Annotated in this window: 22 protein-coding genes; 8 read left to right on the top strand and 14 right to left on the bottom strand. The window is 64.8% G+C overall.

What is annotated here, in order from left to right:
* Positions 1-37: 37 nt before the first annotated feature.
* From G7071_RS04080 to G7071_RS04045, 8 genes are all read right to left on the bottom strand, one after another.
* On the bottom strand, positions 38-784 hold the full coding sequence (locus G7071_RS04080) for an IclR family transcriptional regulator (RefSeq protein WP_246210358.1): 747 nt from the start codon (positions 782-784) through the stop codon (positions 38-40).
* Between the two features lie 35 nt (positions 785-819).
* The gene (locus G7071_RS04075) at positions 820-1,431 is read right to left on the bottom strand and encodes a TetR/AcrR family transcriptional regulator (protein ID WP_246210357.1); all 612 of its coding nucleotides are present in this window, start codon (positions 1,429-1,431) and stop codon (positions 820-822) included.
* Positions 1,432-1,592: 161 nt separating this feature from the next.
* On the bottom strand, positions 1,593-3,248 hold the full coding sequence (locus G7071_RS04070; protein WP_166315190.1) for an FAD-dependent monooxygenase: 1,656 nt from the start codon (positions 3,246-3,248) through the stop codon (positions 1,593-1,595).
* Between the two features lie 56 nt (positions 3,249-3,304).
* Positions 3,305-4,453, bottom strand: coding sequence for an amidohydrolase family protein (locus G7071_RS04065; RefSeq protein ID WP_166315187.1), 1,149 nt, complete (start codon positions 4,451-4,453; stop codon positions 3,305-3,307).
* On the bottom strand, positions 4,450-5,496 hold the full coding sequence (locus G7071_RS04060; RefSeq protein ID WP_166315184.1) for an amidohydrolase family protein: 1,047 nt from the start codon (positions 5,494-5,496) through the stop codon (positions 4,450-4,452). Before G7071_RS04060 ends, G7071_RS04065 begins: the two co-directional genes overlap by 4 nt.
* Positions 5,493-7,079, bottom strand: coding sequence for a bifunctional 3-(3-hydroxy-phenyl)propionate/3-hydroxycinnamic acid hydroxylase (locus G7071_RS04055; RefSeq protein WP_166315181.1), 1,587 nt, complete (start codon positions 7,077-7,079; stop codon positions 5,493-5,495). Before G7071_RS04055 ends, G7071_RS04060 begins: the two co-directional genes overlap by 4 nt.
* Positions 7,076-8,152, bottom strand: a complete 1,077-nt coding sequence (locus tag G7071_RS04050; RefSeq protein ID WP_206062898.1) for a VOC family protein — start codon at positions 8,150-8,152, stop codon at positions 7,076-7,078. The genes G7071_RS04055 and G7071_RS04050 overlap by 4 nt, the downstream gene beginning before the upstream one ends.
* Positions 8,149-9,045 carry an alpha/beta fold hydrolase gene (locus G7071_RS04045; RefSeq protein WP_166315178.1) on the bottom strand — a complete coding sequence of 299 codons (897 nt, stop codon included), beginning with the start codon at positions 9,043-9,045 and terminating at the stop codon, positions 8,149-8,151. Before G7071_RS04045 ends, G7071_RS04050 begins: the two co-directional genes overlap by 4 nt.
* Positions 9,046-9,387: 342 nt before the next feature.
* Between G7071_RS04045 and G7071_RS04040 the strand changes: the two genes are divergently transcribed.
* Complete coding sequence (locus G7071_RS04040; RefSeq protein WP_166315175.1) at positions 9,388-10,404, top strand: GGDEF domain-containing protein; 1,017 nt, start codon at positions 9,388-9,390, stop codon at positions 10,402-10,404.
* 103 nt (positions 10,405-10,507) lie between these two features.
* Here G7071_RS04040 and G7071_RS04035 read toward each other — a convergent pair whose 3' ends face one another.
* Positions 10,508-11,101 (bottom strand): TetR/AcrR family transcriptional regulator, encoded by a 594-nt coding sequence (locus tag G7071_RS04035; protein WP_166315172.1) that lies wholly within the window; start codon positions 11,099-11,101, stop codon positions 10,508-10,510.
* 296 nt (positions 11,102-11,397) lie between these two features.
* Here G7071_RS04035 and G7071_RS04030 point away from each other — a divergent pair, with 296 nt between their 5' ends.
* The 3 genes from G7071_RS04030 to G7071_RS04020 are packed head-to-tail and all read left to right on the top strand — an operon-like array spanning position 11,398 to position 13,813.
* Positions 11,398-11,757 carry a DoxX family protein gene (locus G7071_RS04030; protein ID WP_166315169.1) on the top strand — a complete coding sequence of 120 codons (360 nt, stop codon included), beginning with the start codon at positions 11,398-11,400 and terminating at the stop codon, positions 11,755-11,757.
* Positions 11,757-12,878: a VOC family protein gene (locus G7071_RS04025; RefSeq protein ID WP_166315166.1), complete on the top strand. Its 1,122-nt coding sequence runs from the start codon at positions 11,757-11,759 to the stop codon at positions 12,876-12,878. Before G7071_RS04030 ends, G7071_RS04025 begins: the two co-directional genes overlap by 1 nt.
* Positions 12,875-13,813 (top strand): fumarylacetoacetate hydrolase family protein, encoded by a 939-nt coding sequence (locus tag G7071_RS04020; protein ID WP_166315163.1) that lies wholly within the window; start codon positions 12,875-12,877, stop codon positions 13,811-13,813. The genes G7071_RS04025 and G7071_RS04020 overlap by 4 nt, the downstream gene beginning before the upstream one ends.
* A 210-nt stretch (positions 13,814-14,023) precedes the next feature.
* Here G7071_RS04020 and G7071_RS04015 read toward each other — a convergent pair whose 3' ends face one another.
* The 4 genes from G7071_RS04015 to G7071_RS04000 all read right to left on the bottom strand — a co-directional run bounded on the left by G7071_RS04015 (position 14,024) and on the right by G7071_RS04000 (position 18,538).
* A complete protein-coding gene (locus tag G7071_RS04015) occupies positions 14,024-14,734 on the bottom strand; it encodes a transporter substrate-binding domain-containing protein (protein WP_246210356.1) in 711 nt (236 codons plus the stop codon).
* A 262-nt stretch (positions 14,735-14,996) separates the two neighbouring features.
* Positions 14,997-16,565: an exonuclease domain-containing protein gene (locus tag G7071_RS04010; protein WP_166315160.1), complete on the bottom strand. Its 1,569-nt coding sequence runs from the start codon at positions 16,563-16,565 to the stop codon at positions 14,997-14,999.
* 2 nt (positions 16,566-16,567) lie between these two features.
* Positions 16,568-16,990, bottom strand: coding sequence for a hypothetical protein (locus tag G7071_RS04005; RefSeq protein ID WP_166315157.1), 423 nt, complete (start codon positions 16,988-16,990; stop codon positions 16,568-16,570).
* 355 nt (positions 16,991-17,345) lie between these two features.
* Positions 17,346-18,538, bottom strand: a protein-coding gene (locus G7071_RS04000) for an IS3 family transposase (RefSeq protein ID WP_166315155.1) whose coding sequence is annotated in 2 segments (ribosomal slippage) — positions 17,346-18,251 and positions 18,254-18,538 — 1,191 coding nt in all. Because the reading frame shifts where the segments join, the coding sequence is not laid out codon by codon here.
* Between the two features lie 224 nt (positions 18,539-18,762).
* On the opposite strand from G7071_RS04000, the gene G7071_RS03995 reads away from it, so the two are divergent.
* From G7071_RS03995 to G7071_RS03980, 4 genes are all read left to right on the top strand, one after another.
* On the top strand, positions 18,763-20,295 hold the full coding sequence (locus G7071_RS03995; protein WP_166315152.1) for a PIN domain-containing protein: 1,533 nt from the start codon (positions 18,763-18,765) through the stop codon (positions 20,293-20,295).
* Positions 20,296-20,300: 5 nt separating this feature from the next.
* Complete coding sequence (locus G7071_RS03990) at positions 20,301-20,744, top strand: ASCH domain-containing protein (RefSeq protein WP_206062897.1); 444 nt, start codon at positions 20,301-20,303, stop codon at positions 20,742-20,744.
* A gap of 123 nt (positions 20,745-20,867) precedes the next feature.
* The gene (locus G7071_RS03985) at positions 20,868-21,380 is read left to right on the top strand and encodes a hypothetical protein (RefSeq protein ID WP_166315149.1); all 513 of its coding nucleotides are present in this window, start codon (positions 20,868-20,870) and stop codon (positions 21,378-21,380) included.
* 132 nt (positions 21,381-21,512) lie between these two features.
* Complete coding sequence (locus G7071_RS03980) at positions 21,513-22,181, top strand: hypothetical protein (RefSeq protein WP_166315146.1); 669 nt, start codon at positions 21,513-21,515, stop codon at positions 22,179-22,181.
* Between the two features lie 364 nt (positions 22,182-22,545).
* Here G7071_RS03980 and G7071_RS03975 read toward each other — a convergent pair whose 3' ends face one another.
* Positions 22,546-26,235: a hypothetical protein gene (locus G7071_RS03975; RefSeq protein WP_166315143.1), complete on the bottom strand. Its 3,690-nt coding sequence runs from the start codon at positions 26,233-26,235 to the stop codon at positions 22,546-22,548.
* Between the last annotated feature and the right edge of the window lie 532 nt (positions 26,236-26,767).

The following is a 26,767-nucleotide window of genomic DNA, read 5'->3' as shown; positions in this document are numbered from 1 at the left end:
CGCCAAGTACGTTCCAGTCAGTGGAACATGGATCGCTTCAGCTCCTGGAGAGCTCTTGGCGGATCAGCGTGGCGGAAATTCGCTGGGCGGTCGAGCCGACGCGAGTCGCGTGCAAACGAGGGTTGAACCGGGTGACCGGGCCTGCCACGCTCACGGCAGCCACAACGTCGTCGTCGGGGCCGAACACTGGCGCACCGACGCAGACCAAGCCCACGGTCGACTCCTCAAACTCGAACGCGACTCCGGTTTCACGAACCTGCTGCAGCTGAGCCATGAGAAGGCCGGGAGCCGTCAGGGTCCGAGGTGCCCGGCGCTGCAGGCCATCGGCGATGACGTTCTCCACCACCTCGGGTGGGGCGTGCGCGAGAAGTGCCTTGCCGACCGCTGTGCAATGCAGGCCGAGACGCCCTCCTGCGCGCGACGGTGCAGTGACCTGGCGATGACCCACCACCTTGGCGACATAGACGACCTCCGCTCCTTCGCGCACCCCCAGATGAACGGTCTCGTCCACCGCTGCCCGCAGCTCTTGGAGGTAGGGCATGGCTACCTCCAAGAGGTCGCGCTCGACAGATGCCCGCATTCCGAGCTCGAACATCAGTCGACCCAGCCGGTAGCGGTCGTCATGACGCTCTAGGAGGCCCGTCGCCACGAGGTCACCGCAGAGTCGGTGCAGGGTGCCTTTAGGCAATCCAGTGCGACGACCCAGCTCGATCAGACGAACGCCACGATCCTCAGGGGTGAAGGCCCGGAGAACAAGGACGGTCTTGCCGAGCACCGTCGTCACGTCCGGCCCTGGATGTCTCGGCGACGTCATGAGTCTCACTCAAAGTCGGGAAGCTCGGGGAGAGGCCGCCGACAGATCTCCGCTGCCTCCGCTGCGGTCATACCCAAGGCCCGCAGGACCCTCTCGGTGAAACGGTCCGAGACATCTGCATCGTCCAGGGTGGGGTCGGATTCGAGCATCTGCATCAGCCCGAGGAGTGCCCCACCTACTGCCATGAGGCCGAGTTCGACGTCGTCGAGGTCGAAACGTCCCGCATCGAAGGCGACCTTCAGGTCGTGGCGCGCACGCGGTGCGAGGCCCTCCTCGTGGACAAGGAGCTGGGTTCCCTTGTGGAGCAGGACCCTCACCTGTTCGGGCAGGCGGCGCTGCAGCCGACCGGTGAGCCTGAAGCTGGCCGCAAACACTTCAGCAGGGTCCTCGATCCCGGCCACCAGTTCGTCCCGCAGTAGCGCGTAGGCCTGGAGGGTCGAGGTAACGGCCTCCTCGAACAGCTCATCCTTGGACTCGAAATGGTTGTAGAAGGAGCCAAACCCCACATCGGCTCGGTCCGTCAGGTCCTGGATGCTCACCGTCGTGCGCCCCTCGGCGAGGAAGCCTTGAGCCGCCGCAATCAAAGCCTGGCGGGTGCGCGCCTTACGGCGGTCCACCCTGCCAGGAGCAGGTGCGCTCTGCGCATCTGGTCCAGCGCTCATCGTCGACCTTCCAGTGGGCACTCGGACCTGCTCATCCTACCGAGCCACGGCCCGGTCGCACGGCGCCCCCGGCCGGCACGCCAAGGCTCGCCCGGGTGCCGACCTCTCGCCCACCATCAGGCGCTCTTCCCGCCACGGAGTCGATAGGCCAGGTCGTCGATGTCTCGGGGCAGAGCGTCGGCTCGCCACACGACATGTGTGTCGGCACGCACAATGAGCAACTTGTGCTTGAACGCCGGGTCGGCTGGGACGGGCACATCGACGACCGTCAGTGGTAGACGCGTGTCAAGCAGCGCAGTGAGATCCACTTCCGGTGCGAAGCGGATGAGGGTGTAGTCAGGGCCGAGGAAGTCGAGGATGCTCTTGTCGCCGATCCAAAAGTGAGGAAGCCGGCAACCCGGCACTGTGGAGGGGACGTGGCCGCCCATGTCGTAGGCGGGAGCATCCTCGCCGTCGCTGACGATGATCGGCGAGCTGGCGTAGTAGTAGCCGAAGTTGAGGCCTTCGGGGGACATCTGCGCGAGGTTGATGTTAAACAGCTTCTCTCCGAGACGTCGCCGCATGAGGCGTCCGACCACGTGACGTGCGCCCAGAGCCTTGGGGATGGACCGAGCGGAGATGGCCACAGCGTTCTCCTCCAGCTTGCCCATCGCCAGGCGCGAGACCTGGTCGGTGATGGGGAGCCGCTCGGCTTCGTAGGCTTCAAGGATCGTCGGCTCGGCCCAGCCGTTGACGACGGCGCTGAGCAACCACGAGAGGTTCATCGCGTCGGCGATGCCAGCGTTCATGCCGTACCCGGCGTAGGGAACCCACAGGTGGGCGGCGTCGCCCGCAACGAAGACACGACCGTCTCGGAATCGATCCGCCACGAGGCGGCGGCCCACCCAGTCCTCGTGCCGGAGCACTTCGAAGGCGAAGTCGGGTCCGACGCCAAGCACGTCGCGAATCGACTGTTCGAGGTCGACGACCTCGAAGTCGGTCTCTCCGGCAGGCACGGCCCGGTGGATCAACCAGAGGTCATCGCCATTGATTGCCACGACGACGCCTCGGGCCTTGTGGTTCACGACCCAGCTCATCCAGGCGGGGCGGCGGTCCCCGAAAAGGCTCCTGATCTCTCCCGAGCGCACCAGGCTGGTGCGGGTCCGGGCGATCTCGGCGTCCCCGGTCAGCTTCACCCCCATGGTCTTGCGAACCTGGCTCGAGCCGCCGTCGCACCCCACGAGGTAGCCCCCGCGCAGGTCGAAGGCTCGGTCATCGTCGAGTGCCCGGCAGTGAACGGTGACGCCGTCGTCGTCCTGGGTGTAGCCCTCGATCTGCGTGCGCGGCATGAAGCGCACGTTCGGCAGGCTGGTCAGCTTGGCGCGCAGGATCGGCTCGAGCCACAGCTGGCTCTCACGGACCATCGGCTCCGGAGTGGGCCACTCACTGTCGTGGAACCCGGGCTGGGAGCGCTCGACACGAGACGGCATGACGATACGAGTAAGCTCGGGCCCGGAGAGGCTGGACGCGTAGATCGTGTCGGTCGGGTAGTCATCGGGCAGACCTGCTGCGCGCACCTGGTCGGCGATGCCGAATCGCCGGAACGTCTCCATGGTGCGGGCCGCGATGGTGTTGCACTTCGCGTCCGGCGGGTCCCAGGCGGCGCGAGGCTCGACGATGATCACCTCGACGCCACGTAGGGCCGCGTCTATCGCCAAGCAGGTGCCGACGGGCCCTGCGCCGGCGACAATGATAGGGGCGTGCGTCGGTCGCACTTGTACTTCTTCGGCCATGGGACCGCTCCGCTCGGTTCGTGCACGTTATGTCCGTGCTTGTCATTGGTCAGGTGTCAGCGTGCTCGGGCCATCCGGGCAGCGAGTGCCGGGAAGTGCTCCAAGGCGTTGGTGCGAGTGACTCGGCGCAGCTCGGCTTCGTTGAAAACTTTTCGCAGGGCTGGTTGGGTCGCTCCCCGTCGGGGTGGTGCGGGCGCACGGAGTGGCCAGTCGGTGCCGAAGAGGATCTGCTCGACCGGCACGACTTCGCGGACGCTGGACATGGCAGCAGGTGCTGCACTTGCTGCCGTGTCGAAGGACAACCCGCCGTAGTCGATGTTCTGGTCGTCGAGGTCGCTGAGCCCGAGGTTCTGGGCTGCGGCCGGGTACAGCTGCAGCAGGCTGGTGCGGTAGGCGAGGTAGGGCAGAGCCCCGCCCGCCTCTCCCATCAGCCAGTGGATGCCTGGGTGGGCCGTGAACACCTGCAGGTAGCTCATGGCCACGATCGCGCGGGTCATGTTGAACGCGCCTTCGAGCAGGTACGGCGGCATGATCGTCGCAGGGATCGGGCCAGCTACGTTCGGGTGCACCGCGACCCGGGCCCCCAGGTCGCTGAGCGCCGCCAGCAAGGGAGCGAATCGGGGGTCACTGAGATAGGTGGCGCCGTAGTTGCTGAGCAGGCTCACTCCGTCCAGGCGCAGCTCAGTGAGGGCGCGTCTGGCTTCTGTCGCCGCGGCCATGATTTCCTCAGGCGTGCTGTCGGCGGCCAATGGCAGCACGGCAAGCCCGCCGAAGCGGCCGGCCCAGCGGCCGTGGGAACTGGTTGCAAGGGCGGCCATGGTGTCGTTGAGACGTCTCGCCATTTCCACCCTCGCTCCGGGAGTGCGGAGGAACGAAACAGCTGGGTCGGGGACCGAGAGCACCTGGGCGGCGATGTGCCATGAGTTCATGAACCGCAGTGCCAGACGAGGCGACCACACCGGGACGGGGAGACCAGACACGCGCCTGACGCCGTGGCGGCGCAGGGCCTCGCGGTAGTAGTCCGGCAGCAGATGAGCATGGACGTCCACCGTGCCCGGACCGCGGGGGTGTCGTGGGTGTTCCGAGCTGGGGGCCACTCCCGACGCAGACCCGGGCGGGGCGTGCAGCGCGGTGGCGGATATCGGGACAGCAGCCGCGACCGCGAGCGCGGTGCGGCGTCGTAGAACGCGAGGATGGTACGTCATGAGTTCTCCAGCCTTCGGGTCAACCGTGGCATCAGCGTCAGCGCGTTTCCGCGTTCGACCTCCCGACGTTGGCGGGCGTCGAAGCTCTCGGACAACTGGGGTGCCGGGTCGCCCGGGACCACGAAGACAGGGCCCGCGAAGGGCCAATCGGTGGCGAAGAGTAGGTGGGAACGCGGCGCGACCCTGACGGCTGCTTGCACGGCCGACCGCGCCGGTGAGAGCGCCGTGTCGTAGTAGTGGGTGCTGAAGTCGAGGTTGCGCCCGTCGAAGCGTCGACGGAACAGTGTCGGCGCGAGCCCGCGGCGACGCTGGAGATCGCGGGCCCGCGTAGCGACGAACGGGAGCGTGCCGCCAGCGTGGGCGAAGATCCATCTGATCCGCGGCCAGCGGGTGTAGACCTGTCGATAGGCCATGGAGACAGCTGCGCGGGTGGTGTCGAACGGGAACTCGTACAAGAAGGTGGGCAGGCGTAGGTCCGGGAAGTTGGGTGGAGTCACTGGGTGCACGAAGACCAGCGCCCCGAGCTCGTTGAGCGTCCGCATGAGGGGCTCGAGACGGGGGTCGCCCAGGTAGTGGGGTCCATAGCTGCTGAAGAGCCCGACGCCCTCCATGCCGAGGTGGGTCACTGCCCGTCGTGCCTCGTCGGCCGCGTTGCGCACATCAGCGCGGCTCAGGCTCCGGCCCAGGGGCAGGACGGCGAAGCCGCCGAAGCGGTCCTTCAGGAGAGCCGACCCGCCGATCAGCGTGTCACGCGTGTAGTCGTTAACCTTGCGAGCCATGCTGAGCCGCTCCGCTGCAGCAGGGAGGTAGCCCACCCCCGGCTCAGAGAGCGACACGACCTGCGTCTGAATGCCGTACTCGGTCATGAACGCCAGCGCATACTCCGGCGTCCAGGCCGGGACCGGGATGCCGCCGGCGGTGACGATCCCATGTTCGGCCAGTGACAGGCGGTAGAAGTCCGGGATGTGATGGCAGTGGACGTCGATGCGGTATGGCGCCGCCGGGATCAACGACGGCAGCGAGTCTGCCGGGAGCGCACTCATCGCTGCGGCTCGGCGTAGGACTGTTCGGCAACACCCAAGGGCGATTGCCCCAGGGAGCCCTGTTGCGCCGCGGCGAAGATGATCCCGTCCGGGCGCACTGCGATGGCCGTGATGGACCGTTGGCGCATCCAGGGCACGAGGACGTCGTCATCGTCGACGACCGCCCCGGGCATCGGCGCACTCCCGGCCGGCAGCACGACAACATGTGCGGTGCCAGCGACCTCCCAGGAGGCGTCGTGATACGCCTGAGGCAACGCGAGCACTCGCCAGTCGTGACCGGTGGCGTCGTCGAGAAGGATCCTGTTGCCGCGCTCGTCAGTGACGTGGGGCTGAGGTAGGAGACGACCTATCAGTGTTGAGGCGCCAAGGCGGCGCCGAGTCACTGCTTGCGCGAGGAACCCGTCGGCGTACGCAGTGGGGGGCACCCAACACGCGTTGCCGATGGCCCTGCGCACCGGATCGACCCGGTCGGCGAGTCCGAAAGCGACGTTGCGTGTGCGAGCCAGCCAAGTGCGTCGTTCAGTGATGAGGCGCCCCGCAAGGACCGCCTTCTTCGTCACGGCTCGTACGTGCGGCTTGCGCTCGATCTCGTAGGTGTCCAGGACCGACTCGGGAAGTCGCCCTGACAGCACGTCAGCAAGTTTCCAGCACAGGTTGTCGACATCGCGGACCCCGGACGCCATGCCCTGGCCGATCCACGGAGGCATGACGTGGGCGGCGTCTCCGGCGAGGAATATGCGTCCCACTCGCCACCGGGCGGCGAAGCGGACGTGATGGCTGTAGATGACAGCACGCAGGATCTCGACGTGCTCGCGACCGATTCCTTGGTCGTCGAGGAGCTGCCAGATGTGCTCCTGACTGACGAGCTGCTGCTCGTCGTCGCCAGCCAGCACGGGGAACTCCCACCGGTGGTGGCCCAGGGGAGTGGGACAGTCGACTGTGGGGCGGCTCGGATTGCAGTGGAACCGCAACCGGTCTACTTCGGGCCATTCGTTCTTGACCTTGGTGTCGATCACGACCCACCGGTCTTCGTAGGTACGTCCTTCGAAGCTGATGCCGAGCTGCCCCCGTGTCGGGCTGGAGCCGCCGTCCGCGGCGATTATGTATCGGGCGCGAACTCGCTTGACCCGGTCCGCCAACAGGTCGAGCAGCGTGAGGTCGACTCCGTTGTCATCCTGGCTGAACCGAACGGCCTCGTGCTGAAGGAAGACCTCGACATTGGGGAAGCGCGACGCGCCGTCACGGAGCGCCGTCTCCAACGCGGGCTGATAGATGAAGAGCTGTGCGGGGTGCCCGTTCCCCCGGTAGGGCGCCGTGAACCTGAGGAACGAGATCCCATCTTCGTCTACGAAGTCGATCGGCCGGTCGGTGAGCATGTCCGTCTTGAGGTGCTCCGCGAGGCCGATGCGTTGCCAGATGCGCAGCACCTCCTCGTCGGTGGAGATGGCCCGTGCGCGGTCGTAGATGTTGGCATCACGCTCAGCCACCAGCACTCGCAGCCCGCGTTGCCCGAGGATGTTGGCGGCAGTGACGCCGACCGGGCCGTAGCCGACGATCGCGACGTCGTAGATGTCCTCGGTCATCGGTGGTTTCCACTGAGGTGAGTGCTGGCGTGGGTGGTTGCGACGGCGGCCGCGATCTCGCTGAGGGCTGGAACGGTGTGCTCGGTCTCGCGTAGTGACACGACAGCGAGCCTGAACTGGTTCATCTTGGTCAGGACGGTCTCACCGACGGGGGTGTGACCCCAGATCGAGATGCCCTGGTAGGTGACGGGCTCCCACGTGGCTTCGAGTTCGGGGGTTATGAGCACCGGATTCCATCCGACCTCCCACTCGAACCCGGAGGGCGTGACGCAGTAGTAGGAGAGCTCGCGGTCATTGGTGTGCTGCCCGACGCTCCAGGCCATGTGGAAACCGAGGGCCTTGACCCGCTCGAAGGAGGCGACCATGTCCTCGAGCGTGGCGACCTGGACGTTGAGGTGCTGGATGCTCGTCCGGATCGGATCGATCCGCAGCCCGCGGATGTTGGCCACTGCGATCGAGTGATGACGTTCGTTGACGCGCAGGAACCGGATCTTGAGCTTCAAGCCGCTGATGTTCTCGTCGATGAGGTCGCTCAGCCGGGCGTTGAACACGTGGTTGTAGTAGTTGCGGAGCGCTTCGGGCTCCTTGGTCGTGATGGCCAGGTGACCCATGCCCGAGGCGCCGGTCACGAAGGCGGAGTTCAGCATCTGGAGCGGCGCTGCCGTGGTGACAGCCTTGATGAAGATCTCGGTCGTGATCCCCTTGGGTCCTGGGAAGCGCCAGAGCCGATCAACTCCGCGAAGCGCACATTCGTCGGGTGTGCCTTCCGTGACGGCGACTCCAGCAGCGGTGGCGCGACCCAGGATGGCGTCGAACGTCTCATGGTCGTCGACCTGCCACCCAGCCCCCACCACGTCCTCGGCGGGTCCACGGGTCAGCAGGAACCGGCACTCGTGCTCGTCCATCCTGAAGCGCGTGACGTTCGGGCTGAGCTCATCGACGTGCAACCCGATGGCGTCGGCGCCAAACCGCCGCCAGTCGGAGAAGCGCTCCGTCTCGACCACCACGTACCCGAGGTGCACAGCGCCGAAGGCATCGATACCCGGCGCCCGCCCCTCGCTGAGGACGGTCACTGGCGATGGCCCAAGAAGTCAAGGGCCAGAGCATTGAAGCGATCCGCCTGCTCCCACTGAGCCCAGTGCCCGGTCCGCGACCACAACACAAGGTCGCACTCCGGCATCGTCTGGGCGAGCAGGGGGCCGCCACTGGGGCGGTTGACCTTGTCGGCAGTTCCCCACACCACCAGGGTGGGGACTCGGCAGGTCGCAAGTCGCTTGTCGCGGGTCAGGTCCATACGCAGCAGTGTCCGCAGGCCCGCCGGCCCTGGCTTGGGACGCCGAAGGGGCGGATTCGCCACGACGTCGGGGTCGATGCTGGCCTGGTAGCGAAGATCGATCAGCTCGTCGGGGACAGAGGTGCCGTCGTAGACCAAGTAGTCGCGGATGAACGTCGCAACCTTGTCCCGCGACGGCCCTTCGCCGGTGTAGTACGAGAGCAGTGCGGACAACCCCGGGGTGGGCAGAGCCCTGGTCGTACCGATCCCACCCGGGCCCATGAGGATGAGGCTCCGTACCTTGTCAGGACGATCGAGGGCTAGGCGGAGCGCGGCGGCGCCCCCGTAGGAGTTGCCGACGAGGTGTGCGGAGCCGAGGTCGAGCTCGTCGATGAGTCCACGCACGAAGAAGGCCAGGTCGCCGAACGGGTCGGACTGGTCCAGTTGTTTCGACGAGCGGCCGTAGCCTGGCATGTCAGGCACCACGACGCGGTATCCAGCCATGGCCAGGACGTCTATGTTGCGCGTGAAGTTGGACTCGCCCGTTGCTCCCGGGCCGCCCCCGTGCAACAGCACGACGGGTTGGCCTTCCGTGGGACCTGCCTGGGTGACGAAGATGTCGCGGAGGCCTACTCGGAGCAAGAAGACCTCGCGTTCCGCCTCGCCCACGACCCCTGTGCCGTCCTGCTCCATGCCGCCGTGCGCGTATGGCTCACTCGTTCCACTGGTCACTACTTCTCCATCCGCATCGAGTGAAGGTCGTCACTAATGATGAAATCATCAAACACCGACACAGTCCTGTCAACCCCCCATGGAGGTCCCTGCGGCCCTAAAGGGGGTTTGGCTGCCGTGGATGGCCCGCCCTCGGAATCCTTTGGTGAGGCTGCACGACCCTGAGTAGACGCAGCAGGCCGCCCGGCGCCAATGCTGAATCGGGCGCCTGTTGCCAGTGATCTGGACTAGCCTGCACTGGTGACAAGCTTGGGTGACTTCCTCCTCAAGCGATGTGGTATGGCACCACTGCATGCTGCCGGGTTGTTCGCCCTGACCTCGATGCTGGTCGTGGCGGCGATTCCGATCTACCCAGAGAGGGCGCCGATCCAGATAGTGCTCGGGACGACGAGCCTCGTGGTGGCCGCAGTGGTCTTGGCTTGTCCGTGGAGGTCGTGGCCGGAGAGCCGTACCTTGGCCCTGGTGTGGCCAGCGTTCGCCCTACTTGCGTTGTCCACGTGGTCGTCCGGGTCGGCTGCTCTCACGGGGCCGTTCTTTGTGCTCTGCTTTGCGTGGCTCGGACTGCACCATGGAACTCGGCAGGTCTTCTGGTGCGCAGCTCTGGCAACCGCCGTGTACGCGGCGCCGCACGCCGTCGCGGGCGACGTCTCTCAATTGGTCGAGTCGATTTTCACCCTGGTCCCCGTGTCCGTGTGCGTTGCGCTACTCATTCACGCTCATGTTCGCCAACTGGCCGAGGCGCGCGAGCAGATGGCATTTCAAGCAACCCATGACGGGATGACCCACCTGCCAAACCGCGCGGAGTCCATGCAGCTGCTACATGCGGCCCTCAGCCGCGGCCGACGGGACAAGGAATTGGTGGCGGTGCTCTACCTGGACCTCGACGGTTTCAAAGTCATCAACGACACCATGGGGCACCGGGCTGGAGATGCTGTTCTGCGTGCAGTTGCGGATCGTCTGCGCGCTGAGATTCGGGCCGGAGACATTGCGGGCCGACTCGGTGGGGATGAGTTCGTTGTCGTGATGGAGTCAGTCACCACCGAAGGCGTTGCCCTCGAAGTTGCCGAGCGCATCACCGGCGCAATCTCGGAACCGATTGCAGTAGCTGACGATCGAGTGGTGCGAATCGGAACGAGTGTGGGGATCCGTTTCAACCTTGACGGGTCGAGTAGCGCCGATGTCGTCCTCCACGAGGCTGACCTCGCCCTATATGAGGCCAAGAAGAGCGGGCGCGGGCGGGTCGTCGTGTTCGGCGCGGCGCCCGACCCGTCGGCGGACCCGTCGCCTAGGAAGTGGAAAGCTCGATGGCTCTGCGCCTGAAGTTGGCACGTCCCTGTAGCGAAGGGAGGAACCCCGAGACCGTGGCGAGTGCCGAGCGCTGATCGGTGCTCAGGGCTGTACGGCACCGCAGGCAGAGCCGCTACTACGGCAGTCGCTCGGTCGAGATCGCGCGTGCCTCGACCGGGTCCACGCCAAGTGCTCGAAGCACCAGCTCAGCGGCGTCGGTGCCCGCGTCGCGCCATGCCTGGTGGCCTTCGAGCACCATCCAGATCGCGCTGACCGTCGCGCCCATGATCAGGGACGCGATGCTCAGGTCCCGATCCGCCGAGATCGTGTAGCGGCCGGCTTTGATGCCGGCCTCCACGTCTGCCATTGGCGGTCCAGCAACCATGCTGCGCAACGACTCATCGGTCAGCGCGAACCGAGCGAGGAACCGACCGAGAGGCGGGTCTTCGTGCGCTCCACGCACGAGTATCCGCATGCCTACCGCAAGGCGCCGCGGGGGATCGGTAATGCCGGCGGCGTCCATCACCTCGACGTTGGCCTGGTGTAGCTCGACGGCCAGATCGCCACGGACCTGGTCGAACAAAGCATCCATCGATCCGACGTTTCGATAGAGCGTCCCGCGGGCTACGCCAGCCTCCGCTGCGAGGTCGCTGATCGAAAGGTCGGCATGACCGCGCTCCGCGAACAGCCTCATGGCGGCTGCGCGGATGCGGCGTTCGGTCGCGGTCATAGGAAGAGTGTGACACGTCGAGACTGTATGAAACACAGTTGACACTAAATGAACATAGGTGTTCAATCGGCGCTTGTGAACAAGGTTCCTCGGCCGTGCGGGACACGTCAACGCTGGAGGAAGCTCCAGCCGCAGTCGCCCTGCCGCTCGAACTCGTCGCCGTCCGCAACCCACGCCCGTGCTCGGTACGGACGGGACCTAGTCATCATCCGCCGGGACCAGCAGGTCGCCTGGCGTGGAGACGCATCGCCCAACGAACCGGGCTCCGTCATCGACCTCGTCACAGGAGTCACCGCATGAACACCGTCCTATGGATCCTTCAGATCGTGCTCGCCCTGATCTTCCTCGGCGCCGGTCTGCTGAAGACCACTCGATCCCTGGCTGCGCTCGAGACCCGGGTCGGTGGCTGGGTGCACGACGTACCTCTGCCCGTCATCCGCCTGACCGGCGTCGCCGAGGTACTCGGCGCCGCCGGGCTGATCCTGCCCCGTGGACTCGATGTCGCTCCGGCCCTCACCTACCTCGCTGCCGGAGGGCTTGCGATCGCCATGGTCGGCGGGATGGTGGTGCACGCCAAGCGCGGAGAGCACAAAGAGGTCGCCGTCAACGTCGTCCTGCTCCTACTCACCCTCTTCGTCGCAGTCGGCAGATTCTGATGGGAACCCACAACGACCTGCATAGCGAGCAGGGCGCCTTGCGCGACGAACACCCGGGACGCGCCGCCAACCCGATCATCAAGGTCGTCGACCTGGCATGGCTCGAGTTCGAGAAGACCGACTTGTCCGCGGCGGAACGGTTTGCGAACGCCTTCGGTTTCGTGACCGTGAGCCGGACCAGCGAGGAACTTCAGCTCCGCGGCGCGTACGCCGGTGCTCCGGCCGTCATCATCCGCCACGGGATCCGTTCACGCTTCGCTGGCGCCGCCTTTCGAGCTGCCGAGAGCAGCGACCTTGTGCGGCTCGCGAACGCCACCGACACCCGGATCGACGCGTTGCCCGAGAGTCTTGGCGGCGCAGTTGTTGACCTCACGGCACCCGACGGCGCGGGGGTTCGGGTCATCGCCGACACCCACGAACTCCCTGCCCGGGCGATCCAGGAACCGTTGGTCCTCAACACTGGTGGAGGAGTGCGCCGGACCAACGCGACCCAGCGGGCGCCGCGCGTCCCGGCCGTTGTCGAACGCCTCGGGCACGTCGTGCTCCAGAGCACCCGTTTACGCCAGAGCTTGGATTGGTATCTCGAGCACCTCGGCCTGATCGTCAGTGACTTCCTCTACTACCCGGGCCAGCGCGAGCGAGGGCCGACAATGAGCTTCATCCGGTGCGACCGCGGCTCCGAGCCGGTCGACCACCACGCGCTTGCGATGACGCTCGGCCCCAGCAACAGGTACGTCCACTCGGCCTACCAGGTCAGTGACCTCGATGCCCTCGCGGCAGGTGGCGAGCACTTGCTCGACCACGGCTACCACCGATCGTGGGGGATCGGCCGGCACATCCAGGGCAGCCAGATCTTCGACTATTGGCGCGACCCCGACGGGTTCCTTGTCGAGCACTTCACCGACGGCGATCGGTTCGACAGCTCCCTCGCCCCAGGTTGGGCGCCGATGACGGCGTCGGGCCTCGCGCAATGGGGGCCGCCGGCGAGCAAGGACTTCCTCGGGATCTCCCCCGGAAGAGATTCGCTGCGCGAACTGCGCGCCACGGCCACCGCGCTGCGCGCGGACAACGAGTTCGACCTGTCCCGCCTGCGGGGCCTGATGAAAGCGGCAACCTCATGAGCATCTCCATCCTCCGCACCGCCGACGCGTGGTGGGCGCAGACCCAGGCGGGCGCCGTCCGCATCGACACCCACGCGACGACGACCGCCGAACTGCTGGCGGATAGGGCGGCCATCGAGACCGCCCGCACCGGAGGGGAGGCCGTCCCCGTCGAGTCGCTGGACCTAGCCTCGCCGGTGACCGCGCCCTGCCGCGTGGTCGCGCAGATGACCAACTTCCGCTCGCACGTCATCGATTCGGGGATGGACCCCGACACCATCCCTCTTACGTTCTTCAGGAAGGCATCCGGCTCGATCTCCGGACCGTACGACGAGATCGTCCGCCCCGCCCACGTGCGATTCCTCGACTACGAGGTCGAGGTAGGCCTTGTGATCGGCCATCCGCTGACCGTAGGTTCCGAGGTCCACGCAGCCAACCTCGAGGACTACGTCGCAGCGCTCGTGGTCACGAACGACGTCAGTGCGCGGGACCTGCAACTTCCCAAGACCCAGTTCTTCGAGGCGAAGTCCTACCCGACCTTTACCCCTGTTGGCCCCGTGCTCCTGCTGCTGGAGCCCGGTGAGTTGAACCGGTTCGCCGACCTGCGCCTGCACCTTTCGGTCAACGGGGGAACCCGCCAGGACAAGCTCATCTCCGGAGACATGATCTTCCCGCCGATCGAGGCCCTGCAAGCACTGTCGCGTTTCCAGCGGCTCGACCCGGGCGATCTCGTCCTCACCGGCACCCCAATGGGCACGGCGTTGTCCGCTCCGTCCAAGATCGTGCAACTCATCGGCAACTTCCTGCCGGCGCACGTGAAGTGGAAAGCATTCTTCGACAAGCAGGCAAAGAACCCGAAGTACCTTCAGCATGGTGACTTGGTCACGGCCCGCATCGCCACCGACGACGGCGCCCTAGACCTGGGGACCCAGCGCACCACCGTCAGAAGTGCATGAGGTCAGCGTCACGATCCACGTCGGGATGCGACATGGGGTATGGCGTTGGCGACGACTGCCAGTCGAAGCAGCTCGCGTGCCATCAGCGTACGGAGCCCCTCGCGACGTACGAGGCCGGATCCATGCACCCCGCCCTCACCTAGCCCGGTTCCGCTCTCCCGCCCAACCGTGGTCGCCGGCCATCCCTTGGCGGGTCCGTTGAAGAGAGGCTCAGCCAGATGGCGCGACGGTCGCCTCGACACCGCTAAGCGCGAGCTGGTCGTGCACGAAGCCTGCGACCTTGAGGTCTTCGACGAGTGCTGCCACGGCGGCAACGGCGTTCGCGTCAAGGGCGCGAGGGAGACCCACCGCCTGGTTGATCTGCATGAAGGCTGGCTCGAGGATGCGACGGCCAGTGGCGACGACGTACTTCTCCATCGGCTGTCGGACGCCCGCGGCGACGTCGAGCCCCTCCTGCTCGTAGACATCTGTGGCCTCGCGAGCACGAACGATCTCGGCGTTGGTCAGTGATCGGGTAAGGAACAGGTCGTACGCCGAGCCCTCCCGAACCCCAATTCGGATCCCGTCCCGATCCACGTCGTCGGACGTGCGGATGGGCGAGTCTGCGTCGGTGACAAAAACGCCCTCGATCACGATGTACGGCGCGGTAAAGGCGACACCTTCTTCCCTCGCTGGCTCGTTGGCCAGGAAGCACAGGTCAACCATCCCCTGGGTGATCGCGGCGTACGCGTCGCGGGCTGCGTCGACGCAGACGAGCTCGAGGGGCACGCCAAGCGAGTTGGCCACCTCGCGCGCTATTGCGACAGTCACTCCGCGGGGATCGTCGGAGGTGCCTTGGGCAAGGACCGGGTTTGCCCGGGTTGATGACTGCGCGGAGCGTGCCAGTTGGCGCAACGCGTGCGGCCAAGGTGGATCGGTCATTGGTGTCTCCTTGGAATGCCTCCAGTACGCGGAGCACCGGGACGGTGACCGGCATCGTGGTGGGCTTGTTGCCCAGACGGGGTGTCTCATCGACCTGCACCTCACCACTGCTGCGACACGCTGAGCCCGTGCCGCTGTCGTGTGGTCAAACATGACTGCATCTCGGGTGCTTGTTCCATTGACCTACGACCAGATCCGGTGACATCTGCACGTGCCGATAGGCGGCGGTAAGACGCGGCGGACCCGAGTTCCGCGGATCCACCTAGCGAGGTTGGCAGGTGCAGCCGAACGAGATATCGCCCAGTCGTTCGGCGCTGATCTTCCCGCAGCGGCGGCACTCCGTGCGGTGCGGGTCGCTGGGCATCGACGGGGTGGTGAGGGGGCCGAGGTAGATGAAGCCGTTCTCCTCCGCGATGCCCTGCGCCTTCTCATACGACACGGGCGTGATGCGGGCATAACTGCCTTGGAGCTCCCGCTCTGAGCACGCCCACTCTCGCCAATAGCACGCGCGGCACGTTGCCTCTTTCCAGCCATTCTTCTCTTGGACGTATTCGAAGCGGTAATGCGCCACGTTCCCACAATGAAGGCACCGTGTAAGAAGCCAGTCGGTGGTCCGAGTGAAGGACTCCAGTGGTTCCAGGCCCCCAACTCGCAGGATGACTTCGATGTGGCCGTCGCAGTAGGTCGGCTTGCTGCGCGTTTTGAACGCGGCGAGTTCATTGCAGCCATCAGCCGAGCAGACCTGATCCGTTGGCACCCGCTCTCGCCGCAGTGGCCGTGGTGGCTTTGGTGGCGCCGGGACTGGCCGCTCGTCTAGTGGGACGGACCGAAATCGGTCGCGCGTTGGTGCGGCCGGTGGGGTCGCCTCCCCTTCCTCGGCCAATAGACCTTCGATAACGGTGAGGGCCTTGCCGTCGAGACACCGCAGAAAGTCGTCCTCGGTCATGACCTCGATCGCTCGACCCTTGTCCTGCAGGTCGAAGGCCTTACGCGTCTTGCCGGTCACGTTCGAGTCGGGGCGAAGGACGGCCGGGTTGATGTCGCCAACGACGAGAACATTGGTCTTCTTCGTCGTGTTCTGCTCGGGGACGGCGCCAACTCGGGCGCACTCCTGTCGCGCGACGTCGCGCGTCATCGACATCAGGGTGCCTGTGAACACCACCACGCGGCCGTACAGGTAGCCGTCCTGATCAGCGTCCGGATTCACCACGATGGGTGTGAAGTTCCGGCTTCCCGTCCCCACCGCCACGCTGCCGGCATACACGCCGCTGCCCATACGCCCAATGCTCATGCGGTGGGCTGACGCAAGCTCTGACAGGTCAGACGCTCCCGCCTCGCGGGCAAGCGCCCTCACGATGCCAACGACGCCGTGCGCGTCGGCCAAGGGGTCATGATGGTCACCCATCGTGAAGCCGCAGGACTCGGCGACGTACGGGAGGCGATACGACGGCAAACTCAGGGCCCGGCGCGCCATGACCATCGTGCACAGGAACCGCAGTTCTGGCCACTCAGTGTTGTCCACCGCGCAGGCGTAGCGGATCACGCCGATGTCGAACCCTGCGTTGTGCGCCACGACCACGTCGTCTCCGATGTACTCCACTATTGCCTGGAGAACGACGTTCCACCGCGGGGCTTCGCGGACCATCTCGGCGTCGATCCCGTGCAAGGTTGAGTTGAAGGCATCGAAGTAGTCCACACGAGTGGGAGGTCGAATGAGCCAGCGTTGCTCGTCGACCGGCTGTCCGTTCCTCACCCGGACGAGGCCGACTGCGCAGGGCGATCCGCGGTAGGCGTTGGCGGTCTCGAAGTCGATTGCGGTGTAGTCCAGCATTCTCAGACCAGCCCTTGCTCGTGGACCCGCGGCACGAACGCTTCGGGGAAGAGACCGACCTGCGGTGAGTTCATTGATGGAGGCATGATCCACGGTGTCTCACCGGTTCTTGGCCTGGCCGTACGACGGCGACGTTCTTCGTCGGTCTTAAGCCACGCGGTCCACGCCCGGGCGAGGAAGTTCGCGGTGGCGAAGGCGCGACGGCTTGCGGCTTCCTCGTCCGTCACGAAGTCGGCAGCTTTGGGGCTGGCAAGAAACGTTGGCTGTTTGACCGACGCAGATCTTGAGCTGCGCTTGAAGTCCTTGATCGCGAGCAAGATGGCGTCTTGTTGGGCCTGAGTCGCCACCACGAGGTCCTCGATGTCCGACACCGTGAGTGGAGTTCCATCCACCGGCAGTCCGTCGAGGCGGCTGCCCTCCGTCACGAGAACCGCTGTGCAGCGCGTCAGCGAGGACACCGCTGCGTGGACTTCGTCCTCGTCGTCGGCCTCGATGTCTACTGCGTTGACGTGCCACGCCTGTGTCCCTCTGGCGGTGGTCACCCAGACAGCGATGGCGTCGCCGCCAGGCTGCCGGTCGATGGTCGCAATCCCCCGCATTTGCCCCGTCCCCCGTTTTCGCGACCTAAGTTGCCCGCAGCGCGACGCTAACTAGTACTTCGACTCAGGGTCAGGTATTCAAGAAACTCGACCCGACAGGCGGCAGTTGGACACACCGATCGTGGTTCGCACCGGCGGCGAAACAACCCGGGACTGCTGCACGAACGGGTGACAGTTTCGGTTATGCCGCTTGGGTGGCGGTTGTCGTCATGATCAGCTCGTATTCGACCGGGGTCAATCGTCCGAGGGCAGCCTGTCTCCGTCGACGGTGGTAGGTCTTCTCGATCCACGTGACGATGGCGATCCGCAGCTCCTCTCGGGTGTTCCAGGCTCGTCGGTTAAGGACGTTCTTCTGCAGCAGCGCGAAGAACGACTCCATGGCTGCGTTGTCGCCGGCAGCTCCGACGCGGCCCATGGACCCGACCATGTCGTGACGATTGATGGCGTGGACGAACTTCCTGCTTCGGAACTGCGACCCGCGGTCGGTGTGCAGCACACAACCGGCCACATCGCCGCGACGTGCCGCCGCGCTGTGCAACGCCGCGACGGCCAACCGGGACTTCATCCGTGAGTCGATCGAGTAGCCCACGATCCGGTTGGAGTAGACGTCCTTGATCGCGCAGACGTAGAGCTTGCCTTCCGCGGTCCAATGCTCGGTGATGTCGGCCAGCCAGAGCTGGTTCGGACTGTCAGCCTTGAACTCGTGGCGGGTCACGCCGTGCGTGTCGACGAAGGCGCACAGGTCGTCGTGGACCGGCGGGCCGGGCTTCTTGCCGTTGGCGCCGCGCTTCTTGCCATGAGAGGACCACCACCCCAGCTCCGAGCAGATCCGCCAGGCGGTCCGCTCGGCCATCGACTCGCCAGCCTCCTTTGCTTCGTCGACCAGGAACCGATAGCCGAAATCAGGGTCGTCGCGATGCGCGTCGAACAGGGCGTTGGCGCGGTAGGCGGCGGTTAGTTCGGCGTCGGTGACCGGGTTCGCGCGCCAGCGGTAGTAGGGCTGGCGTGCGATGTTGAGGACCCGGCACGTCACCGTGACGGGGACACCGTCAGCGGCCAGCTCGCGGACGAGCGGGTACATCATTTTCCCGGCAGGTTGGCCTGCGAAAGATACGCAGCAGCGCGACGCAGGACCTCGTTCTCCTGCTCGAGGAGCTTGATCCGCGTGTTCGCCTCACGCAGCGCATCGGACTCAGCCGCCGCGCTCGTGCGACCTGATGATCGTGACGAGTTCCGCTCGTCGATCGAAAGCCACCGCTTCAGGCACGACGGCGAGATGCCGAAGTCCTTCGCGACCTGGGCCATCGAGGCATCCGAGTCCTTGAAGACCCGGATCACGTCCTCGCGGAACTCCTTGGGGAACGCCTTTGGCATGGTGCACATCCTTCCAGCGCCGACACATCGACGCAGATTCAGATGTCACCTATCCGTGCAGCAGTCCCGCGTGTTCATTGCCAAAGACATCCGCGCTGCAACTCGAAGTAATGCCCGAATTACCAAGGGTCCGTGAGTTGCGTCTGACGTCGGCGGCACATTCGGCGTGACATTAGCGCGCGATGTCCACCTACCGGCGTCCAAGATCGCGCACTATGAGTTTCATGACTGGTGCCCCCGGACGGCCACCGCGCCTAAGGCTGCTCCTGGACTCCAACGTCGTCATTGCGGCTGAGCCATACTCTGGCTTTCTGGAACCGGGGATGCGGAGCGGGGCGAGGCTGCTGCGGTTGGCCAACGAGCAAGGGCACCTGGTCTGCGTTGCCCGGGCGACGCAAGACGAAATCCTGGGGGCGAAGGACCCCGCCAAGCGATCACAACGCCTCGCGGAGCTCGAGAAGTTTCACCTCCTAGAGGAAGTCCCGATCCCAGATGTTCTCGTTGAGCTCGCCGGTGAGAGCGCTGAGGGAACCAACGACCATCGGGACTTGCGCATCATCGCGGCTCTCTATGCCGGGGCCGCAACTCACTTGGTCAGTGACGACTACCGACTGCGACGCCGTGCCGAACGCGCAGGTCTCGCGGAGCGAGTCATGGCTCTTGAAGACGCCGTTGCTTTAGTTGCACAGTTCGAGCCGACGGAGGTTCCACCTCCACCGCGCGTGAGCAAGCCAGCTACCTACACTCTTCGCACCGATGACCCAATCTTCGACAGTCTTCGCGCTGACTACAACGCTGCGGATTTCGATGCTTGGTTCGCCAAGGTACGAGCCGAGAGCGAGACCCGCTCGTGCTATCTAATCGATGAGGGTGACAGGCATGCAGCGCTGGCGATCCTGAAGCCTGAGCCCGACTGCGAATACGAACTGGCACAGCCGGTTGTCAAGATCTGTACCTTCAAGGTGTCCGCCGAACATCCCGACGTGAAGTTCGGCGAGCTACTCCTCAAGGCAATCCTTATGGACGCTGCTGAGTCGACTACGGCGACCATGTACGTCGAAGTTCTTCCAAGCCATCCCGAAGTCCTTGGCTTTCTCGAGAACTTCGGCTTCGTCGACACCGGCGAGACCAATGCCCGGGGTGAACTCGTACTGGCGAAGTCTCTAATCCCTTACGGCGCAGCCGACGAGCTGCTCCCCGACCTCGACTTCCATATCCGCTACGGACCCCCGGCCCTGCGGTGTCGCCAACAGGTGTTCGTGATCCCCATCGAACCTCGATGGCACGACCAACTGTTCCCCGAGAAGGCGCCCGAGCGTCGATCGGAACAGCTGGAGCTGTTCGCCACCGGCACACCTGTCACACAACCGTGGGGCAATGCGCTACGCAAGGCGTACCTGTGTAACAGCCCTACCAGCCAGATCAAGCCGGGCGACGTCCTGCTCTTTTACAGGTCGAGGGACGAGCAAAGCATCAGCGCCGTTGGCATAGTTGAGGAGACGCTACGGTCCGCCGACCCGGACGAGGTCGTCAGGTTCGTAGGCAGACGGACGGTCTACTCGCCGCAGGAGATCACATGGATGGCACGGAGTGTCCGGGGCATCCTGGCCCTCCGATTCAGGCAAGATCGCTTCCAGGAACCGCCCTGGACGTACGAAGAGTTGCGAGCAGCTCAGGTGTTGCGTGGACGTCCGCAGTCGATCACCAAGTTGGATGGAGCTAGAGCCGAATGGGTGAGGGAACGACTGGTCGAGTAGCCCTCATGGCGATCCAGCCTCCCTACGCACACGCCATCCTCGCGGGCGTGAAGACGGTTGAGTTCCGCAAGCGTGCACTCGCGTCCGACGTCGTCACGGTCCTTATCTACGAGACCGCACCGACGCAACGGATCGTCGGCATGTTCACGGTCGCAGATACGGTCCGGCTGACCCCGAGCGGACTCTGGCGGCGTTTCGGTTCTGTCGGGTCGATCACACGGCCCGACTTCATGAACTACTACGCGGCACACGAGAGAGCGGTCGGCCTCGTAGTGGGGTCCGTCGTCAGGTTCGCGGTTCCGGTGGTGCTCGGAGACCTGAGCCCGCGGCCGGCAGTTCCGCAGAGCTTCAGCTACCTACCAGCCGGCGTTCTCAAACAGATCACCTCGCTCCAGGAAGCCGCAATGGCTGAGGATGCAGACGCGTCAACTCAGTTGGTCTCTGCGTAGCCACCGCCGTCGCTTGGAGTCTCAGGGACAACAGCTGCGCAGCCCAGGCAGGTGGGGCCGTCCGACTTGCGGCGGAATGTCGCACAGTCCCGTCTCCGAGTAGCTCGTACGAAAGTCGCTGACATGCGCCGTCTGACTGTGCAAGATGTGCGGATGGCTTCGGAATGGGTGGGACCGACCGGTACCGCGATCGTTGGCTTCGCCGGCATCTTCTTCACATGGTGGAGCGGAGCGCAGGGACGGGCCCACGCGGAGCAAGTCGTTCGGTTAAACCAGAAGGCGCAGGACCATGCACGCATACTCCAAGAGAAGCGTGACGCCTACATCGCAGCGCTCGAAACCGGCGAGCTTGAGTCGCACCGGCGGCGCTATGCGCAGAAGGGACGGCAAGACAAGCTCGACAAGCTCGAAGAGACCTTCCCCAAGGGGGAACGCGTGCGAATGAGCATCAAGGCGCGGGCGGGCCTCGAGGCGTTCGGAAGCGAGGAGGTACGAGGGCTCGTGGAGCATTGGCGTGAGGCCGGTAGCGCTGGAGATCACGCTGAGCTGGACAAGATCTACGGCCGCCTTCGCGATCAGATGAGAACCGAGCTTGGCGAGTCCGTCGATCTGCCTAAGCCCCACCGGTCACGCTGACACGCGGCGGTATGACGCACCGCGCGAAGCGTCGACATCGGTCGGCCCACGACGGGGACGTCCCGGGTGCGACCATGCGGCATGCATATATGGAACATCGCAGCGTCCGCATCGTCTTCTGGGGCGAGCTGGGTGACCGTAGCGATCACGGCTGGCGGGATTCTCTTGGGTGTAATCCTGACGGTTTTTGGATCTTTATACGTGGCGAACAAGCGCATCACAGAACTAGAGATAACTCACGCTCAGAAGCTACAAGAGGTGTTCTTGTCGAACGCTCGGGACTACCTGGAATCCGTATATCTCCCGCTGCACCTGGCCCAGGCACATCTTGCCTCGGCGTATCGGCTCTTCCAACTGGACGACGCTCGAAGCTCTCAGTCATCCGATGACGCTCCTGATGGGGCCCGGCTTGCCGTGGACATTCAGGAGTATCTCGAACTCGTGGACGGCTTGATGGATCGGGCAGCAGGCGCGTTCCTGTCGCCCCAACTCGAGGACGAACTGGGAGACCTGAACTCATTCCTACGAGCCTCGCTTACTGCACGGGCCGTCAAGCGACGGATCACCTTCACAATCCGACTTTACGGAACGCGGATGAGTCGGGTCGTGGAGTCGACCGCCAGGGTCTGGCCAACCAACATCGGCCTCTTGGGTGTCGGGTCGTCAGTAGAGATCACAAAGGTCTTGGCGGCGCCGCTCGCGAGCAAAGAGTTTGAGGAGCAGTTCGTCGTCTCCACGGCCCGGGTGAGGGGGCTGATCAAGGAGGTGACTCTCGGAGCGCACGCGCGTGTCCGGGGCTAGAGCGGCGGGTGACCAGTTTGGCGTCCAGTTTGCGGCGAAGAGGCGCAAGCTCTCATCGGGCTGTGGGGCGGAATGATCGTTGGCGAGTCGTCCGGCAAGAACCCAATCTGCGTTTCACTGCGATGGCAGACTGCCGGGATGCCACGCGAGATTCTGGTCGTCGCCGGTCCGGCTCGGCCGTCGACTTCGTCGAGGTAACGACGGCGATGCTGCGATGGCTGCCGCGGTTGACGCCAACGCGGCGAGCCAAGAACCTGAATCTACGTCCGTACATCCTCTACGCCAGGCTGTTGTACGACGCGTCGAGGCATCCGATCCGGTCAGGATCTCTCGAACCACGTAAACGCTTACAGGTTGGGCGCGATCAGTGGAGTCCGCGCCTGAACCGTTCGGCGTCACCCTCGTTGCGCCGCGCATCGCTTTCGTACGAGGCGGCGAGTCGTCGAAACAAAGCGGCCATTCGAGGTGCGCTATCCGCCAGCACCTCGGCCTTGGCCCGGTAGTCAGCGGCCAGCTTGAGTTCTTGATCGCCGCCATCCTCGAGGCCGCGGCTGGTGATGCCGCGGCCATTCACGATATGCAGGTAGAGGCCTGTCTCGATGTGCTCGAGCTGCACGTCTTCCAGAAGGTCCCGCACCACGACGCCGGGCCAAGTGCCGTCCGGGTCCGGTGGCGTGTGGCCAAGGACCTGCCCGAACTGTTGCAGGCCGACTTCTGTCCGGCCACGTTCCGATAGGAGCTCCACTGCCCTGTCGAGCCAGGCTCGAAGCACCCCGGCGTCCATAGCGCCATCGACGAGCCCGGGCGGCGAATCCCATGCATTGAGGAGGCGGTAGGCATTGGTTGCCATCGATGCATCGCGCTGCTCGTCGTCCGCCTGATCCTCGGCTTCCTCCTCGTCCTCCGACTCGGGTCGAGCCCGAAACACAAGGCACACCATGCCGACGAACTCCGCAGGGTCATTGGCCAGACTTTCGGACAGCGCCGGGATCTTTGCGTCGTAGCCCAGCGCAGGAAGGTATGCCCACTGGAGTCGAACAAGGTCGCCGGGCTCAAGATGGTCGCGCATGGCTTCGAGGTAGGCGAACAACCGCTGAAAGTCGTAGGTCTGCAAGCCGCCCGCGGCGGCAGATTGGGCTTGGTTCGCTAAAAGTCCGTCCAGCGCTCGCACGATGAGTCTTGCTGCCTCCGGGCGTGGCCCGTCCTCCGTATGGGAGTACATGCTCAAGAGGTGCAGGACGTCGGCATGGCGGCCGGCAAGGATCAATCGATCGGCAACTTCGTCGAGCTTGTCGAAATCGTGACCCAGGCCGAGCGGCTGAAACGCCGTCCAGTAACGAGTGTCAAGCTCCTGGTCCGCAGCAGCTAGGGCCCACACTTCCGGAAGGTTGTCTCGTGCAACCAGCAGGAGTCGTGCCCTCTGCTCGATAGTTAGGTCGACCTGTGCGAGGAGGCTTGTTATGAGGTCGAACCCTTCGAGCGCGTAGCGGGCTGAAAAGTAGGACATCGCGGTCCCGGCGAGATCATCTGGACCCTCGATCGCCAACCAAGCAAGTAGTTCTGCGTCATGCGACGAGCCAACGTTCGCGAGGGCGACGCCAACGGCCCCATACACGGTCGCGTCGCGTGCCAACTTCGTGATGGCGTCCAAGCCGCCTTCGGCTTCGATCTCCTTAATCGCTTCGACGCGTTGGCGCCCAAGCTCGCGTTCGAAGCCTTCGTGGTCATCGAATCGACGAGCGCCGATGTACGGCCTGTATGACTGGAACAGTCCCACCAGTCGGAGATAGGCAGACACGGGCTGATAGCCCGTCGCAAGTGCGTCGAGCTTGGCCAGCTCATCATCGGGCAGTGACCAGGCGGCATCTGGGAACTCTCGATGGCGGCCGATGACGTCGACCAACCTTCGCCACACTGAATCCCTGAAGGCAGGTGAAACCCCGGGCTGGTCGGCGAGCGCATGCAGTGCCGCGACCACAAGCTCACGATCCGCTGGCGGCATCGCTGAGGTGTGATCAAGGATCGTTGCCCACCGCTCAGCGTCTGTATCCGCATCCTCGATGCAGCGCTCGACTGCGGCCGTCGTCATCTTCCATATCTCGCCGTACGTCACTGACTGCTGGTCCGGCTTCCAGGTCCGGAAGGTCGGCGCGCTTACCGGAAAGTGAGTCCCCCCGTGGGTCTCGGGAAGCATGCTGCACTCCAGCTTCCACGCAGCGTCAGGATGCCTGCGACGCAACGCATCGAGCACAGCGAGGCGTCGATCGGGATCGACAGACGAGTCGGGATGCCACGGTCGATAGATCGCAGCGAGCGACGCGGCCGGGCGGTTCGACATTCGGCCACCGGGATCGATCTCGTCGAGGCGTGCAAGAAGAGCGACCGCACGTCCGAAGTAATCGGGGCACCAGGACAGGCACTCGAGCGCCCAGAGCAGATTGGTATGAGGAGTGCCGCCAGAGAAGAGACCGGATTCGTCGGCGCTGTCTTGAAACATGGTTGCCAACACCGGTTCGTCGCCCGCGGCTGCCGCGCTCACGGCATCGAGGAACGCCTCTGGCCCAGCCTCAGCCAGAAGCGGCAAGATGTCGGCCAGAGATTGCCAGGCTTGTCCTGTGGAGTCTGCCGATGCCCACTCCAGCAGTTTTCTAACTAGGTAGTTGGCGAACACTGAGCCCGATGCTCCGCCAGACCAGGTGACGGTCCCGCCGTACACGCCCAACAGGGCCAGCGACTGAGCGAGGCCGCGACGGAGATCGCCCGTATAACGTCGCGTCCTGCCGTCGATCGATGCTCGCCAGCGCTGGTCACGCGGCAGGTCCAGGGCCGGGTCCCCCTCGGCCAAGACCATCTCAACAACGGTCTCGAATCGCTGCATGTCGTCGTACGTCAGCTTTGACACCAGCAGCATCCAGGCATCTACGGCTGAGACGAGATGCCATGCTCCGTCGGTACGGATCGCCAGGGGGTCGGTGGGATGATCGACGATCCCCGTGATCGACTCCCTGAACGTCTCGTAGTCGCCACCGGCTAGTGCCTCAACTATCGAACGATCGCCCGCTGCGTTGTCTCCCCACGAGCCAGCCAACAGGATCGATCGGACGTTTCGTGTCGGAGTTGTGTCCGCCCACGTCGGTCGATGGAGGGCGGCCTTCACGGCAACGTTTCGACGCAGCGCGGTCAAGCTACTACGTCCGAGTCTTCCGAGAGCGTCGGCCTTTTCCCTGTCCGCAATCCCCCCGGCCTGCAGCGCGGCCGCCAACTCGGAGGCGTCCAACGAGGGGAGAATGACGTCCGCGCCCTCCTCGGCGAGGACCGGCACGCAGAAGCTGTGGATTGTTCCCGTCGGAATCTCGCTCGCCAACTCGGGCGTGCGAGGGACCAGGACGAGCGGCTGAGACGAGGCGGTCAGCTGCCTCCATGTGGATATGTCGTCGACGAATGCGAGTCGAGCGAGCATCTTTCCCTTGCCCTGTTCGTCGCGGTTCACGGCGACCGCAGCGACGAAGGCGCAGACCTCTTCCATCGACGCGCCGGCCACCGTCGTGATCGAACCGGACGACGCCAGTCGGTCCTCGAAGTCCTGCACAGCATCTGCTCGGCCCGCGAGTACGACTTCCGGTGTCAATGCCGGATTCGTTTGGGCTGCCCAGTCGCGCCACCACGTCAAACCGGTTCGAAGGCCGTACGGCGAAAGCCCTAATTCCTCGGAAAGCCAGGCCCAAGTGATTGGCGCTGCTTCTAGCCACGTCTCGATGTCATCCAGGCCCAGTGCCCTAACGTCTCTCCAAACCTTTGCATCACGCTTACCCGTCGCCCAAGAAGCGCGGGCTGTCCACGGCCGCAAGATCGCTTCGACGTAGGTGCAGTCTCCGGTTGCCGTGCCATCGGGGGTGTCGGCGCGCTTGGCGTAATCCTCGTCCGCCTTTTTGTTCGGGCTCGAATTGACGGACAGCTCCCAGACGGACAGGCCTTCAGGAACCCATGCTGTCGCTTCCGTTGTCCGTATGGAACCGTCCCAATCGCCAGCAGCTACGCCCTCGCCAGCGGGCATACCAAGCTCCACCAAGCCAGGTGTGGTCTCGAGAACCAGGCGCCGCACAAGACGCGGAAACTCCGACTGCGATGGGCGTGTGTCGGCCCAGTTCTGGAGCTTGCTGCGATCGACGTATCCAGGTCGAGTCACCGTCGGCCCAGCAACTCAAGTTGAAGTTCGTCAGCAGTCACACAAATGATGCTAGTTAATGTTGGCGCCCGGGCCTAGGAACTGCGCGCTTGATCGTGCACCGCTCAGGAGACCGCGGGTACCGGCGCCTTTGAGATGCGGCCCCCACGTGGTCGAGGTCGAGCGCATATCTCATCCGGAAGAACCTCCGTGGGGAACCGGTACGTGCCCCATTCTGGGCGGAGTGAGCGTCTCGACCTTGCGGTGCAACACTCATGACTGACCTTCGGTGCGATCACGCGCGTTCTGGCGCTGACGTCTGCTTCGTCGCTCGCTGTTGGTGCGCCATGATCCCCATGCAAACGGTATGCAGAGCATGGGCCCTCCGGGGCATAGTTGTGGGCCCCCCTCCCAAATACCC

The sequence above is a fragment of the Nocardioides piscis genome (assembly GCF_011300215.1).
GTDB classification, from domain to species: domain Bacteria; phylum Actinomycetota; class Actinomycetes; order Propionibacteriales; family Nocardioidaceae; genus Nocardioides; species Nocardioides piscis.
The sequence above is the reverse complement of the archived record's forward strand: the minus strand, read 5'-3'. Positions and strand labels throughout refer to the sequence as shown.

Bases quoted from the DNA above. Each gene is read 5' to 3' on its own strand.
- G7071_RS03975 (WP_166315143.1), bottom strand. From the start codon at position 26,235: ATGCCCGCTGGCGAGGGCGTAGCTGCTGGCGATTGGGACGGTTCCATA.
- G7071_RS04010 (WP_166315160.1), bottom strand. From the start codon at position 16,565: ATGCTGGACTACACCGCAATCGACTTCGAGACCGCCAACGCCTACCGC.
- G7071_RS03995 (WP_166315152.1), top strand. From the start codon at position 18,763: ATGACTGGTGCCCCCGGACGGCCACCGCGCCTAAGGCTGCTCCTGGAC.
- G7071_RS04020 (WP_166315163.1), top strand. From the start codon at position 12,875: ATGAGCATCTCCATCCTCCGCACCGCCGACGCGTGGTGGGCGCAGACC.
- G7071_RS04055 (WP_166315181.1), bottom strand. From the start codon at position 7,079: ATGACCGAGGACATCTACGACGTCGCGATCGTCGGCTACGGCCCGGTC.
- G7071_RS04015 (WP_246210356.1), bottom strand. From the start codon at position 14,734: ATGACCGATCCACCTTGGCCGCACGCGTTGCGCCAACTGGCACGCTCC.
- G7071_RS04070 (WP_166315190.1), bottom strand. From the start codon at position 3,248: ATGGCCGAAGAAGTACAAGTGCGACCGACGCACGCCCCTATCATTGTC.
- G7071_RS04035 (WP_166315172.1), bottom strand. From the start codon at position 11,101: ATGACCGCGACCGAACGCCGCATCCGCGCAGCCGCCATGAGGCTGTTC.
- G7071_RS04025 (WP_166315166.1), top strand. From the start codon at position 11,757: ATGGGAACCCACAACGACCTGCATAGCGAGCAGGGCGCCTTGCGCGAC.
- G7071_RS03985 (WP_166315149.1), top strand. From the start codon at position 20,868: ATGCGCCGTCTGACTGTGCAAGATGTGCGGATGGCTTCGGAATGGGTG.
- G7071_RS04045 (WP_166315178.1), bottom strand. From the start codon at position 9,045: ATGGAGCAGGACGGCACAGGGGTCGTGGGCGAGGCGGAACGCGAGGTC.
- G7071_RS03990 (WP_206062897.1), top strand. From the start codon at position 20,301: ATGGCGATCCAGCCTCCCTACGCACACGCCATCCTCGCGGGCGTGAAG.
- G7071_RS04060 (WP_166315184.1), bottom strand. From the start codon at position 5,496: ATGAGTGCGCTCCCGGCAGACTCGCTGCCGTCGTTGATCCCGGCGGCG.
- G7071_RS04065 (WP_166315187.1), bottom strand. From the start codon at position 4,453: ATGACGTACCATCCTCGCGTTCTACGACGCCGCACCGCGCTCGCGGTC.
- G7071_RS04030 (WP_166315169.1), top strand. From the start codon at position 11,398: ATGAACACCGTCCTATGGATCCTTCAGATCGTGCTCGCCCTGATCTTC.